The organism is Pseudomonas sp. TH41 (assembly GCF_016650695.1).
Classification (GTDB): Bacteria; Pseudomonadota; Gammaproteobacteria; order Pseudomonadales; family Pseudomonadaceae; genus Aquipseudomonas.
Map to the genome: position 1 here is coordinate 823,343 of NZ_JAEKFH010000005.1, position 13,674 is coordinate 837,016.

Annotated in this window: 12 protein-coding genes; 1 reads left to right on the plus strand and 11 read right to left on the minus strand. The window is 59.8% G+C overall.

From position 1 onward, the window contains the following. Positions 1-8 precede the first annotated feature (8 nt). From JFU37_RS22235 to flhA, 9 genes are all read right to left on the minus strand, one after another. Positions 9-749 carry a flagellar motor protein gene (locus JFU37_RS22235; RefSeq protein WP_201118812.1) on the minus strand — a complete coding sequence of 247 codons (741 nt, stop codon included), beginning with the start codon at positions 747-749 and terminating at the stop codon, positions 9-11. Continuing rightward, complete coding sequence (locus JFU37_RS22240; protein ID WP_201118814.1) at positions 749-1,888, minus strand: protein-glutamate methylesterase/protein-glutamine glutaminase; 1,140 nt, start codon at positions 1,886-1,888, stop codon at positions 749-751. Before JFU37_RS22240 ends, JFU37_RS22235 begins: the two co-directional genes overlap by 1 nt. A 49-nt stretch (positions 1,889-1,937) precedes the next feature. Then, on the minus strand, positions 1,938-4,196 hold the full coding sequence (locus JFU37_RS22245) for a chemotaxis protein CheA (RefSeq protein WP_201118817.1): 2,259 nt from the start codon (positions 4,194-4,196) through the stop codon (positions 1,938-1,940). Positions 4,197-4,243: 47 nt separating this feature from the next. Continuing rightward, entirely contained in the window at positions 4,244-5,032 is a 789-nt protein-coding gene (locus tag JFU37_RS22250; RefSeq protein WP_201118819.1) for a protein phosphatase CheZ, read from the minus strand. A 22-nt stretch (positions 5,033-5,054) separates the two neighbouring features. Beyond that, positions 5,055-5,426: a chemotaxis response regulator CheY gene (locus JFU37_RS22255; RefSeq protein ID WP_003183998.1), complete on the minus strand. Its 372-nt coding sequence runs from the start codon at positions 5,424-5,426 to the stop codon at positions 5,055-5,057. A gap of 167 nt (positions 5,427-5,593) precedes the next feature. Beyond that, positions 5,594-6,334 carry an RNA polymerase sigma factor FliA gene (fliA, locus tag JFU37_RS22260; protein WP_007894214.1) on the minus strand — a complete coding sequence of 247 codons (741 nt, stop codon included), beginning with the start codon at positions 6,332-6,334 and terminating at the stop codon, positions 5,594-5,596. Further along, positions 6,331-7,161: a flagellar synthesis regulator FleN gene (gene fleN, locus JFU37_RS22265; RefSeq protein ID WP_008001746.1), complete on the minus strand. Its 831-nt coding sequence runs from the start codon at positions 7,159-7,161 to the stop codon at positions 6,331-6,333. The genes fliA and fleN overlap by 4 nt, the downstream gene beginning before the upstream one ends. A gap of 116 nt (positions 7,162-7,277) precedes the next feature. Then, positions 7,278-8,606, minus strand: coding sequence for a flagellar biosynthesis protein FlhF (gene flhF, locus JFU37_RS22270; protein ID WP_201118822.1), 1,329 nt, complete (start codon positions 8,604-8,606; stop codon positions 7,278-7,280). Between the two features lie 11 nt (positions 8,607-8,617). Then, positions 8,618-10,747 carry a flagellar biosynthesis protein FlhA gene (gene flhA / locus JFU37_RS22275; protein ID WP_201118824.1) on the minus strand — a complete coding sequence of 710 codons (2,130 nt, stop codon included), beginning with the start codon at positions 10,745-10,747 and terminating at the stop codon, positions 8,618-8,620. Between the two features lie 474 nt (positions 10,748-11,221). On the opposite strand from flhA, the gene JFU37_RS22280 reads away from it, so the two are divergent. Next, the gene (locus JFU37_RS22280; RefSeq protein WP_201119502.1) at positions 11,222-11,620 is read left to right on the plus strand and encodes a DUF6124 family protein; all 399 of its coding nucleotides are present in this window, start codon (positions 11,222-11,224) and stop codon (positions 11,618-11,620) included. A gap of 125 nt (positions 11,621-11,745) precedes the next feature. On the opposite strand, the gene flhB is transcribed toward JFU37_RS22280, so the two are convergent. Both flhB and fliR read right to left on the minus strand, forming a co-directional pair. Continuing rightward, entirely contained in the window at positions 11,746-12,885 is a 1,140-nt protein-coding gene (flhB, locus tag JFU37_RS22285) for a flagellar biosynthesis protein FlhB (protein WP_201118826.1), read from the minus strand. Positions 12,886-12,888: 3 nt separating this feature from the next. Further along, the gene (gene fliR, locus JFU37_RS22290) at positions 12,889-13,671 is read right to left on the minus strand and encodes a flagellar biosynthetic protein FliR (RefSeq protein ID WP_201118828.1); all 783 of its coding nucleotides are present in this window, start codon (positions 13,669-13,671) and stop codon (positions 12,889-12,891) included. Positions 13,672-13,674: the final 3 nt, after the last annotated feature.

A 13,674-nucleotide genomic window follows, 5' to 3' on the forward strand; every position in this document is an offset into this window, starting at 1 on the left:
TACCCCCATCAATCCATGAAGCCCTGAAGCTTCAACTCAATAGAGCGAGGGTTTTCACCTTCGGCGATCGACAGCAGGCCTTCAAGCAACATTTCGCGATAACGCGACTGGCGCAACGCGGCGGACTTGAGTTTGGCGGCAATCGGTAGCAGCAGCAGGTTGGCACTGGCCACACCGTAGATGGTGGCGACGAAGGCCACGGCGATGCCGCTGCCCAGTTGCGACGGATCACCCAGGTTGCCCATGACATGGATCAGGCCCATCACCGCACCGATGATGCCGATGGTCGGCGCATAGCCGCCCATGCTTTCGAAGACTTTGGCAGCTTCAATGTCGCGGCTTTCCTGCGTGTAGAAATCCACTTCCAGAATGCTGCGAATCGCTTCCGGCTCGGCACCGTCCACCAGCAGTTGCAAGCCTTTGCGCGAGTAGCTGTCGGGCTCGGTATCAGCCACCCCTTCCAGACCGAGCAAACCTTCCTTGCGCGCCGTCAGGCTCCAGTTCACGACACGATCGATACCACCGGCCAGGTCCACGCGCGGCGGAAATAGGATCCAGGCCAGTATCTGCATGGCACGCTTGAAGGCGCTCATCGGTGATTGCAGGAGCGCTGCACCGATGGTCCCGCCGAGTACGATCAACGCCGCCGGGCCGTTGGCCAGCGCACCGAGGTGCCCGCCCTCAAGGTAGTTGCCGCCAATAATGGCGACGAACGCCATGATGATCCCGATAAGGCTTAAAACATCCATCAGATACACGCCTCGACCAAGTGCTTGCCAATGTCGTCGAGGCTGTACACCGCATCCGCGAGTTCAGCTTTGACGATGGCCATCGGCATGCCGTAGATCACGCAGCTGGCTTCGTCCTGAGCCCAGATCGAGCTACCGCCCTGCTTGAGCAGACGCGCGCCTTCGCGACCGTCGGCGCCCATGCCGGTCAGCACGACCGCCAGAACTTTGTCACCGTAGGTCTTGGCCGCGGAACCGAAGGTAATGTCCACGCACGGTTTGTAATTCAGGCGCTCGTCGCCCGGGAGGATTTTCACCGCACCACGGCCGTCGATCATCATTTGCTTGCCACCCGGTGCCAGCAACGCCAGGCCCGGACGCAGGATGTCGCCATCCTCGGCTTCCTTGACATTGATGCGGCACAGCTTGTCCAGACGTTCGGCGAACGCTTTGGTGAAGGCGGCCGGCATGTGCTGGACCAATACGATCGGCGCCGGGAAGTTGGCCGGCAACTGGGTCAGCACCCGCTGCAGGGCCACCGGGCCGCCGGTGGAGGTGCCAATGGCAACCAGTTTGTAGGCTTTGCGTTTCGGTGCTGGAGAGGACGGGCTGTGCGATGCAGGGGCGTGCGTACGCGCCGGGATCGGTGCCGGTGCCGGACGCGCCGGTACGCTGCTGCCATAACTGCTGACGCTCGCAGGCGCCGGTGACGGGGCTGGCGTGGCGACGTGTGCCGGCGCGCTGTAGGTGTTGGCACGACGGTTACTGCGCGAGATGCTGAGAATCTTCTCGCACAGCAGTTGCTTGACTTTCTCGGGATTGCGCGAGATGTCTTCGAAATTTTTCGGCAGGAAATCCACCGCGCCAGCGTCCAGTGCATCCAGGGTGACCCGGGCGCCTTCGTGTGTCAGCGAGGAAAACATCAATACGGGTGTCGGGCAGCGCTGCATGATGTGCCGCACGGCCGTGATGCCATCCATCATGGGCATCTCGTAGTCCATGGTGATCACATCTGGCTTGAGCGCCAGCGCCTGATCGATCGCCTCTTTTCCGTTGGTCGCCGTGCCGACGACCTGGATATTCGGATCCGCCGAAAGAATTTCCGAGACGCGGCGGCGGAAAAACCCCGAATCGTCCACCACCAGGACTTTGACTGCCATAAACACTCCGTTAGACGGAGCGAGGCTCAGTCGCCCCGCCCCATCAGAATCAAATACGCCGTGCGGCGTAACGCTTGAGCATGCTCGGAACATCGAGAATCAGTGCAATGCGGCCGTCACCGGTGATGGTGGCGCCGGACATGCCCGGAGTTCCCTGGAGCATTTTGCCCAATGGCTTGATGACCACTTCTTCCTGGCCCACCAACTGATCGACGACGAAGCCGATTCGCTGGGTGCCCACCGAAAGGATCACCACATGGCCTTCACGCTGCTCTTCGTGAGCGGCGGAGCTGACCAGCCAGCGCTTGAGGTAAAACAGAGGCAGCGCCTTGTCCCGCACGATCACCACTTCCTGACCGTCCACCACGTTGGTGCGCGACAGGTCGAGGTGGAAAATCTCGTTGACGTTCACCAGCGGGAACGCAAACGCCTGGTTGCCGAGCATGACCATCAGCGTCGGCATGATCGCCAGGGTCAACGGGACCTTGATGACGATCTTCGAGCCCTGGCCCTTGGCCGAGAAGATATTGATCGAACCGTTGAGCTGGGAAATCTTGGTTTTCACCACGTCCATGCCAACGCCACGGCCCGACACGTCGGAGATCTCGGTCTTGGTCGAGAACCCTGGCGCGAAAATCAGGTTGTAGCATTCGGTATCGCTCAAGCGATCGGCCGCGTCCTTGTCCATCACACCGCGTTTTACCGCGATGGAACGCAGGACGTTCGGGTCCATGCCTTTGCCGTCATCAGAGATCGACAGCAGGATGTGGTCGCCTTCCTGCTCCGCCGCAAGGATCACCTTGCCGCCGCGGGACTTGCCCGAGGCTTCGCGCTCTTCCGGCGACTCGATGCCGTGGTCGACCGCGTTGCGCACCAAGTGGACCAGCGGATCGGCCAGGGCCTCGACAAGGTTTTTGTCGAGGTCGGTTTCTTCGCCGACCAGTTCCAGGTTGATCTCTTTCTTGAGCTGGCGAGCCAGGTCGCGAACCAGACGCGGGAAGCGCCCGAAGACTTTCTTGATCGGTTGCATCCGGGTCTTCATGACCGCGGTTTGCAGGTCAGCCGTGACCACGTCGAGGTTCGACACGGCCTTGGACATGGCCTCATCAGCGCTGTTGGCGCCCAGGCGAACCAGGCGGTTACGCACCAGTACCAATTCGCCGACCATGTTCATGATTTCGTCGAGACGCGCCGTATCGACCCGAACCGTGGTCTCGGCTTCGCTGGCCGGTTTTTCGGCGGGCGGCGCGGACGCTGCACGGGCCGGAGCCGCTGCAGCAGGTTTCGCTGTTTCGGCCTGAGGCTCGGGCGCCTTGGCTACCGGTTTCGGTGCAGGCTTGGCGACAGAAGCCGGCACTGAAGCAACAGCAGAAGCAGTCGCCGAACCGGTACCGACTTCAGTGAATTTGCCTTTGCCATGCAATTCGTCGAGCAGCGATTCGAACTCGTGATCGGAGATCAGATCGCCGCCCACCGCCGCTGCGGCTGGCGCTGCCGGGGTCGGTACCGCGGCAATGGCCGATTCCAGCGCGTCGACCGCAAAGTTGCCCTTGCCGTGCAGCTGGTCGAGCAGTGCTTCGAACTCGTCGTCGGTAATGTCAGAGCTGTCGCCTGCCGCTTTCGGGGCAGCCGCGGGTGCGGCGGGTGCGGATACCGCATCGACGGCGAACTGGCCTTTGCCGTGCAGTTGATCGAGCAACGACTCGAACTCGGCATCGGTAATTTCGTCGCTGGCGGCTGCATTGCCGGCAGGCAGCGAAGCAGGCTGCGCAGCCACCACGGGGGCCTCGGCTTGTGCCTTGACGGCATTCAGCGAGTCCAGCAGTTGTTCGAATTCGTTATCGGTGATGTCGCCCGACTCGCTTTCAGCGACAGGCGCTTCGAAGACTTCGGCAACCGGCGCCGATTCATCAGCGGTTTGCGGCTCGGCCAGACGGGCCAGAGCAGCGAGCAATTCAGGCGTTGCAGCCGTGATCGGGCTGCGTTCGCGGACTTCGGTAAACATGCCGTTCACCGCGTCCAGCGCTTCGAGAACCACGTCCATCAGTTCCGAGTCGACGCGACGCTCACCCTTGCGCAGGATGTCGAACACGTTCTCGGCGATGTGACAGCACTCCACCAGCTCGTTGAGCTGGAGGAAGCCGGCGCCCCCTTTTACAGTGTGAAAACCGCGAAAAATTGCATTGAGCAAGTCCGCATCATCAGGTCGACTTTCAAGCTCGACCAGCTGTTCGGACAGTTGCTCTAGAATCTCGCCGGCCTCAACCAGAAAATCCTGAAGGATCTCTTCATCGGCGCCGAAGCTCATTAAGGGTGTGCTCCTAACAGGTTTAAAAACCTAAAATGCCTAAAATTCTAAAACCCTAGGCTGGATAGCAAATCGTCCACATCGTCCTGACCGGACACAACGTCTTCTCTTTTATCGGCATGAATCTGCGGACCTTCACCCTGAGAGAGATGTTTTTGCGGATCTTTTTCTGCAAGCATCGCTTCACGGTCATGTTCGATGCCCGCAAAGCGGTCCACCTGACTGGCCATAAGCACGAGCTTGAGCAGGTTGTGTTCAACTTCGGTGACCAACTGGGTCACACGCTTGATCACCTGGCCGGTGAGATCCTGGTAATCCTGGGCGAGCAGAATGTCGTTGAGGTTGCTCGACACAACGCGGTTGTCTCGACTGCTGCGCGTCAGGAAACCATCGACTCGACGGGCCAGCTCGCGGAACTCTTCAGCCCCGACTTCGCGACGCATGAACCGCCCCCAGTCCGTGCTCAAGGCCTGGGCTTCCTCGCTCAGGCTGTTGACCAAAGGCGTGGAGTTTTCCACCAGATCCATGGTGCGGTTGGCCGCCGCCTCGGTCAGCTTGACCACGTAGCCCAGACGCTCCGTGGCATCAGTGATCTGCGAGACTTCCTCGGCTTGCGGCATGTTCGGGTCAATCTGGAAATTGACGATCGCACTATGCAGCTCACGGGTGAGCTTGCCCACTTCCTGATACAGGCCACGGTCACGGGTCTGATTGAGCTCATGGATCAGTTGCACAGCGTCGCCGAACTTGCCTTTTTCAAGGCTCTCGACCAATTCGACCGCGTGTTTTTTCAGGGTCGATTCAAAATCGCCCAGTGAAGATTCGTTATGCTCCATAGCTCCCCCGTGGCGCAGTCCATCAACCGATGCGTTCGAAAATCTTCTCGATTTTTTCTTTCAACGCCTGGGCCGTGAAGGGTTTGACCACATAGCCGTTAACACCGGCCTGGGCCGCTTCGATGATCTGCTCGCGCTTGGCTTCAGCGGTCACCATCAGCACCGGCAGGTGCTTGAGCTTTTCATCGGCGCGCACGTGGCGCAGCAGATCGATACCGGTCATGCCGGGCATGTTCCAGTCCGTTACCAGAAAGTCGATGCTCCCGCTGTTGAGAACCGGAATGGCAGTGGTGCCATCGTCGGCCTCGACCGTGTTGGTGAACCCAAGGTCACGCAACAGGTTTTTTATGATCCGCCGCATCGTTGAGAAGTCATCAACGATGAGGATTTTCATGTTCTTGTCCAATTCGACCTCCAAGCAGTCTTAAACGCGCCCAGCACCTGGACGCGCCATTTCAATCAATCTGGCAAAACACTCAATGACTGTCTGGAGCACAACAGATCGAGACCGGCGCAGTTCAACTCCACACCAGCCACGTTCGCAGTGTCCCCACACTGCCTTCAGCGCGCTCGCCACTCCCCCAAACGCCCCCGCAAACGGGCCGCGCACTGGCTATGTAACTGGCTGACCCGCGATTCGCTGACCCCCAGGACCTCACCGATTTCCTTGAGATTCAACTCTTCGTCGTAGTACAGCGCCAACACCAGTCGCTCACGCTCCGGCAAATTGGCAATCGCGTCCGCCAGCGCCGCCTGGAAGCGTTCATCTTCCAGATCGCGTGACGGCTCGAGATGAGCACTTGCGCCATCCTCGTGCAGCCCTTCATGTTCGCCGTCCTGCAACAGATCGTCGAAACTGAATAACCGGCTACCCAGGGTGTCGTTCAAAATCCCGTAATAATCGTCGAGACTCAATTGGAGTTCGGCCGCAACCTCGTGATCTTTAGCGTCACGACCGGTTTTAGCTTCAATCGAGCGAATTGCGTCGCTGACCATCCGGGTATTGCGGTGGACCGAACGTGGCGCCCAGTCCCCCTTGCGGACTTCATCGAGCATTGCGCCGCGGATTCGTATGCCCGCGTACGTCTCGAAACTCGCGCCTTTGCTGGCGTCGTATTTGGTCGATACTTCCAACAGCCCGATCATCCCGGCCTGGATCAGGTCTTCGACCTGGACACTGGCCGGCAGACGTGCCAGCAAGTGGTAAGCAATGCGTTTAACCAGTGGCGCGTAACGCTCGATCAGCTCGTACTGCGCGTCACGTGCCGATTTCTTGTAAAGGTTGTAACCGCTGGCTGTCATAGAACCGGTCCTGCCGTTTGTTGCACGAGGCGTTCGACGAAAAACTCCAGGTGCCCACGGGGGTTGGCAGGCAGCGGCCAGGTATCGACTTTCTGTGCAATGGCCTTGAACGCCAGAGAGCACTTGGAACGCGGGAACGCTTCATAGACGGCACGTTGCTTCTGGACGGCCTTGCGCACGCTTTCGTCGTACGGCACCGCACCGACGTATTGTAAGGCGACGTCGAGGAAGCGATCCGTGACCTTGGTCAACTTGGCGAACAGGTTGCGACCTTCCTGCGGGCTCTGGGCCATGTTGGCCAGGACGCGGAAGCGGTTCATGCCGTAATCGCGGTTAAGCAGTTTGATCAGTGCGTAGGCGTCCGTGATCGACGTCGGCTCGTCGCACACCACCAGCAGGACTTCCTGCGCGGCGCGGACAAAACTGACCACCGAGTCACCAATGCCCGCGGCGGTGTCGATCACCAATACGTCGAGGTTGTCGCCGATATCGCTGAACGCCTGGATCAGGCCGGCGTGTTGAGCCGGGCTCAGATGAACCATGCTCTGGGTGCCGGACGCGGCCGGGACGATGCGGATGCCGCCGGGGCCCTGCAACAGAACGTCGCGCAGCTCGCAGCGGCCTTCGATCACGTCGGCCAGGGTACGTTTGGGTGTCAGTCCCAGCAGGACGTCGACGTTCGCCAAACCCAGGTCGGCGTCCAACAGCATGACGCGACGGCCGAGCTCAGCCAGGGCCAGTGACAAATTCACTGACACGTTAGTCTTGCCGACGCCACCTTTGCCGCCGGTCACCGCGATCACCTGTACGGGATGCATGCTGCCCATGTTATTTCTTTACCTTGTCTTGCATAGACGGAGGCCACATTACTGGCTGCGCGTTCACAAACGGAACAATGCATGGCAGACCATCGATGTAGGTACAAAAACTGTTCATTAGTACCTCAGCCGACCTGTTTGGTCGGGCTGTGGTAAATATCAGCGAACATGTCAGCCATGGCTTCTTCGCTGGGTTCTTCCTGCATTTGCACACTCACGGCGCGACTGACCAACTGATGACGGCGCGGCAGATGCAAATCATCCGGGATCCGCGGGCCATCGGTCAGGTAGGCCACCGGTAATTCATGGCTGATGGCCAGGCTCAATACCTCGCCCAGGCTTGCCGTTTCATCCAGTTTAGTCAGGATGCAGCCAGCGAGCCCGCAGCGCTTGTAACTGTGATAAGCGGCCGTTAGAACCTGTTTCTGGCTGGTGGTTGCCAAAACCAGATAATTTTTCGATTTGATGCCACGACCCGCGAGGCTTTCGAGCTGCATGCGCAGTGCCGGATCGCTGGCTTGAAGGCCGGCGGTATCGATCAGCACCACACGCTTGCGCAGCAATGGATCCAGCGCCTGCACCAGCGACTGGCCCGGGTCGACGTGTGTCACCGACACATTGAGGATCCGGCCGAGGGTCTTGAGCTGTTCCTGAGCACCGATACGGTAGCTGTCCATGCTCACCAGCGCGATGTTTTGCGCGCCGTACTTGAGCACGTAGCGGGCGGCCAGCTTGGCCAGGGTGGTGGTCTTGCCCATGCCGGCAGGACCGACCATGGCAATCACACCGCCCTCTTCCAGCGGCTCGATCTCCGGCGTGGAGATCATCCGCGCCAGGTGCGCCAGCAACATGCGCCAGGCCTGACGGGGCTCTTCAATGTCGGTAATCATCGCCAGCAAATCACGCGACAACGGGCCGGACAGGCCGATGCGTTGCAGACGACGCCAGAGGTTGGCCTGGGCGGGACGGCTGCCTTGCAGCTGATTCCACGCTAACGAGCCAAGCTGTACTTCCATCAATTCGCGCAGGCTATTGAGCTCGAAGCGCATCGAATCGAACGCCCGAGGATCGACACCGGTCGAGGCTGGTGCAGGGGCCGGCGCAGGACGACGAGGTTCGGCGTATGTCGGCTCGATCAATGGCTCGGCAGCGGTCAGTGGCAGGCCGGCGAACAACTGGCGGTTAGTGCTCTTGTCGCTCTCGCCGTCGCCTCGCAGGCTCAGTTCGGCCTGGGCGGTCACGATCCGCGACTGGGTCTTGCGCAGCTCGTCTTCGAGTTCCATGTTCGGAACACGCGGGGCCAGCGCCGACAACTTGTAATCCAGGGCAGCCGTCAACTCGACACCACCGGCGATCCGGCGATTGCCAATGATAGCGGCGTCAGCGCCCAGCTCATCACGAACCAGTTTCATGGCCTGACGCATATCGGCGGCGAAAAAACGCTTAACTTGCATAAACCACTACCTCAGCCGTTGGGCCCTACTGTCGCAACGATGGTCACTTGCTTGTTGTCCGGAATTTCCTGGTAAGCCAACACATGCAAACCCGGGACTGCCAGTCGGCCGAATCGCGAAAGCATGGCGCGAACCGGACCGGCTACCAGCAGAATCACCGGTTGACCTTGCATTTCCTGACGCTGCGCCGCATCGATCAACGAACGTTGCAGTTTCTCAGCCATGCTTGGTTCCAGCAGAACGCCTTCTTCCGAGCCTTGTCCTGCCTTCTGAAGACTATTGAGCAATATCTGTTCCAACCTTGGCTCCAAGGTGATAACTGGCAGCTCGGAGTCAGTCCCTACAATGCTTTGGACGATAGCGCGAGAGACGCCAACGCGCACCGCGGCCACCAATGCGGCAGTATCTTGACTCTTGGCGGCATTGTTGGCGATTGCTTCGGCAATGCTGCGAATGTCACGAACCGGCACTTGCTCAGCCAGCAGCGCTTGCAAGACCTTGAGCAATTGCGACAGCGAAACCACGCCCGGCACCAGCTCTTCCGCCAGTTTCGGCGAGCTTTTCGCCAGCAACTGCATCAGTTGCTGCACTTCTTCGTGGCCGATCAGCTCGCTGGAGTGCTTGTACAGAATCTGGTTCAAGTGCGTGGCCACCACCGTACTGGCATCGACCACCGTATAACCGAGCGATTGCGCCTGGGAACGTTGGCTGATTTCGATCCAGACCGCCTCCAGGCCAAAAGCCGGATCTTTGGCGGTTATGCCATTAAGCGAACCGTAGACTTGCCCAGGGTTGATCGCCAGTTCGCGATCCGGGTAAATCTCCGCTTCGGCCAGGATCACCCCCATCAGCGTCAGGCGATAAGCACTCGGCGCCAGGTCGAGGTTGTCACGGATGTGCACGGTCGGCATCAGGAAGCCGAGGTCCTGGGACAGCTTCTTGCGCACGCCTTTGATCCGCGCCAGCAGCTGGCCACCCTGGTTGCGGTCCACCAGGGGAATCAGGCGATAGCCGACTTCCAGGCCAATCATGTCGATCGGGGTGACGTCGTCCCAGCCAAGCTCCTTGGTTTCCTGAGCGCGGGCCGGCGAAGGCAACAGTTCCTGCTGACGCTTGACCTCTTGCAGGGCTTGAACCTTGATGATGTTCTGCTTCTTCCAGAACAGGTACGCACCGCCGGCCGCCAGGGCCGCCATGCTGAGGAAGGAGAAGTGTGGCATGCCCGGCACGAGGCCCATGACCGCCATCAAACCAGCGGCCACCGCCAGCGCTTTGGGCGAGGCGAACATCTGGCGATTGATTTGCTTGCCCATGTCTTCCGAACCGGAAGCACGGGTCACCATGATCGCTGCAGCTGTCGATAAAAGCAGTGATGGCAATTGCGCCACCAAACCGTCACCGATGGTCAGCAGCGCGTAAACCTTGCCGGCATCGCCGAAGCTCATGCCGTGCTGGAAGATACCGACTGCCATGCCGCCGATCAGGTTGATGAACAGAATCAGCAGGCCGGCAATGGCGTCACCGCGCACGAATTTGCTGGCACCGTCCATCGAACCGTAGAACTCGGCTTCCTGAGCCACTTCCATCCGGCGCAATTTGGCCTGGTTCTGATCGATCAGGCCGGCGTTCAAGTCGGCGTCGATCGCCATTTGTTTACCGGGCATCGCGTCGAGGGTGAAGCGCGCGCTCACCTCGGAAATCCGCCCGGCACCTTTGGTCACCACGACGAAGTTGATGATCATCAAAATCGCGAAGACCACGATACCGACCACGTAGTTACCGCCGATCACCACCTCGCCGAAGGCCTGGATCACCTTGCCGGCGGCGGCATGGCCGTCCTGCCCGTGCAGCATCACCACCCGCGTGGAGGCCACGTTCAGCGCCAGTCGCAACAGTGTCGCCACCAGCAGAATGGTCGGAAACACCGCAAAATCCAGCGGCCGCAAGGCGTAGACGCAGACCAGCAGAACGACAATCGACAAGGCAATGTTGAACGTGAAAAACACGTCGAGCAGGAACGGCGGCACCGGCAACATCATCATCGCCAGCATGACCAGCAGCAACAACGGCACGCCCAGATTGCCCCGACTTAAGTCGGCAATGTTGGTGCGGGCACTGTTGAGTAACTGAGAGCGATCCACCGGTTTTCCCCGTTCCTTTAAAGCAAACTTTTGACGCCTGAAGCAGGCGTAGAGCCGGTACTGCAAGAAGCTTTCCAACTTTAGTGGAGGCGGGGAATAGAGGTGTGTGCAAGCCCGGAAGATCAAAAGATCGCAGCCTTCGGCAGCTCCTACATTGAAATGCGTACACCTGTAGGAGCTGCCGAAGGCTGCGATCTTTTGATTTTCAAATCAGGAATGCCTGGACTCACTGCTTACCTCTGTAGCAGCTGCCGAGCCTGCGAGGCTGCGTCCGGCTGCGTAGCAGTCGTGAAATCCTGGCGAGGACTTCGTCCTCGAACGCAGCCTCGCGGGCTCGGCAGCTGCTACAAGCGTCGCTCGGAAATCGTGCTGCCTGTCCGGTGAGCCAAGCTCGATGCAGAAGCCAATCGAACGGGCAAACCCCAGCGAACCTATCAGTTCTGCTAGTACCCGATCCGTGCGAAACCGCCAATACTGAGTGCCAGTCCTTCGGACCTTTGGAGCACTCATTCAAGCAAAGTAACGCCCAATCCGCCGAAAACCGAAGACGTTTGCACAGCCACCCCAATCGATCCGCAAAAACTCCACGAAGCTGCCGACCGTGCTCTCGATGACTTCGTCAACCTGCCCGCCCGCATAAACGCCACCGCTCGAAAGCCCAGTACAATGTTCGTCATTGCGCCCGGCATCGATACCGAAAGCCTGCTGGCGCACGCCTGTGAATCCCTGGCTTCGGCGAGTGTGTTGGCCAGTGATTTCGCGGGATGTCTGGAGGGGCCGCAGCGCAATACGATGCTGGCGATTCAGCAGATCATCATGCTGGGAGAACTGGCGGTGAATCGCGCGCTGGATAACATCGATCCGCAGGGCTAGCGAATGGCTTGAGCCGAGGCAATCCCCTGTGGGAGCGAGCTTGCTCGCGATGGTGTGTCAGTTGACATTAATGTGTCTGACACACCATCGCGAGCAAGCTCGCTCCTACAGGAGTTATCGCTGTATCAGGAATCGCGGCGCAAATCCGGCGGAATCGGCAAATCGTCCTTGAGCGGATCCGGGCGCTTGCCCTTGCCAGCTCGGTGCTGACGGATCTGGTAGACATAGGCAAGGACTTGGGCAACGGCCAGATAAAGCCCACCCGGAATTTCCTGCTCCAGCTCCGTGGAGTAATAAATCGACCGCGCCAGCGCCGGCGACTCCAGCAACAACACCTCATTCGCCACGGCAATTTCGCGGATTTTAAGCGCCAGGAAATCACTGCCCTTGGCAATCAGCGTCGGCGCCCCGCCCTTGTCCGGGTCGTATTTGAGCGCCACAGCGTAGTGGGTCGGGTTGGTGATGACCACGTCAGCGTCGGGAATCGCCGCCATCATCCGGCGCTGGGACATCTCACGCTGCAACTGGCGAATCCGCTGTTTAACTTCTGGCCGTCCTTCCTGATCCTTGTGCTCGTCGCGCACTTCCTGCTTGGTCATCAGCAGTTTCTTGTGGCTCTCCCACAGCTGCACCGGCACGTCCACGGCGGCGATGATGATCAGGCCGCAGGCCATCCACAAGGTGCTCCAGCCGACCACTTGCAGGCTGTGAGTGATCGCTTGATCCAGCGGTTCATGGGCGATGCGCAGCAGGTCGTCGATGTCTGAGGACAATACGGCCAGCGCCACGAACAACACGATGAAAAACTTTGCCAGGGCCTTGAGCAGCTCCACCAACGACTTGGTCGAGAACATCCGCTTGATCCCCGGGCCCGGGTTCATGCGACTGAACTTCGGCGCCATGGAGCCCGGGGCGAACAGCCAGCCGCCGAGCGAGATCGGGCCAATCAACGCGGCCAGCAGCAAGGTGATCATCACCGGCTGAATGGCCACCAGAGCGATCTGTCCGGAGTGCAGCAGGAAGGTGCCCATGCTGCGCTGATCCAGAATGACGTCCCGCGAGAGCGAGAAGTTAAGCCGCATCAGCTCCATCATGTCCTGCGCCAGTGCGCCGCCGAAAATCAGCAGCGCGCCGGCACCGGCGAGCATGATCGCCAGGGTGTTGAGCTCCTTTGAGCGCGCGATCTCACCCTTCTCACGGGAGTCCGTTTTGCGCTTCGCCGTGGGGTCTTCTGTTTTGTCCTGACCGCTTTCACTCTCAGCCATGGCTCAGCTCGCCCGCGCCAGTTCGCGTAAAAACTGCAAGGCCTCGACGACCAGCGGCTGATACTGATTGAGAATGTCCGCCAGTGCGACCCAGAGAATAACCAGCCCAAGCACCAGGATCAGCGGGAAGCCGATGGAGAAGATGTTCAGCTGCGGTGCCGCCCGGGTCATCACGCCAAAGGCAATGTTGACCACCAGCAGCGCGGTGACCGCTGGCAGCACCAGCATCAACGCAGCCCCGAGCACCCAGCCCAGTTTGCCGGCCAGTTCCCAGTAATGATTGACCATCAAGCCGCTGCCGACGGGCAAGGTAGTGAAGCTTTCGGTGAGGACCTCGAAGACCACCAGATGGCCGTTCATCGCCAGGAACATCAGCGTCACGAGCATGGTGAAGAACTGCCCGATCACCGCCACCGACACGCCGTTGGTGGGGTCGACCATGGACGCGAAGCCCATGCCCATCTGAATCGCGACGATTTGCCCGGCGACCACAAAGGCCTGGAAGAACAGCTGCAAGGAGAAGCCCAATACCGCGCCGACGAGAATCTGCTCGGCAATCAGCAGCAGGCCGCTCAAGTCCAATGCATTGACCGGCGGCATCGGTGGCAGGCCGGGCGCAATCACCACGGTTATCGCCAGGGCAAGATAAAGACGCACGCGCTTGGGCACCAGGGTCGTACCAAACACCGGCATGACCATCAGTAGGGAGCCGACGCGAAACAGCGGCAACATGAACGTTGCCACCCACGTGCTGATCTGGGTATCGGTCAGTTGCAGCAGCGACATGGC

Bases quoted from the DNA above. Each gene is read 5' to 3' on its own strand.
- JFU37_RS22235 (WP_201118812.1), bottom strand. From the start codon at position 749: ATGGATGTTTTAAGCCTTATCGGGATCATCATGGCGTTCGTCGCCATT.
- JFU37_RS22240 (WP_201118814.1), bottom strand. From the start codon at position 1,888: ATGGCAGTCAAAGTCCTGGTGGTGGACGATTCGGGGTTTTTCCGCCGC.
- JFU37_RS22245 (WP_201118817.1), bottom strand. From the start codon at position 4,196: ATGAGCTTCGGCGCCGATGAAGAGATCCTTCAGGATTTTCTGGTTGAG.
- JFU37_RS22250 (WP_201118819.1), bottom strand. From the start codon at position 5,032: ATGGAGCATAACGAATCTTCACTGGGCGATTTTGAATCGACCCTGAAA.
- JFU37_RS22255 (WP_003183998.1), bottom strand. From the start codon at position 5,426: ATGAAAATCCTCATCGTTGATGACTTCTCAACGATGCGGCGGATCATA.
- fliA (WP_007894214.1), bottom strand. From the start codon at position 6,334: ATGACAGCCAGCGGTTACAACCTTTACAAGAAATCGGCACGTGACGCG.
- fleN (WP_008001746.1), bottom strand. From the start codon at position 7,161: ATGGGCAGCATGCATCCCGTACAGGTGATCGCGGTGACCGGCGGCAAA.
- flhF (WP_201118822.1), bottom strand. From the start codon at position 8,606: ATGCAAGTTAAGCGTTTTTTCGCCGCCGATATGCGTCAGGCCATGAAA.
- flhB (WP_201118826.1), bottom strand. From the start codon at position 12,885: ATGGCTGAGAGTGAAAGCGGTCAGGACAAAACAGAAGACCCCACGGCG.
- fliR (WP_201118828.1), bottom strand. From the start codon at position 13,671: ATGTCGCTGCTGCAACTGACCGATACCCAGATCAGCACGTGGGTGGCA.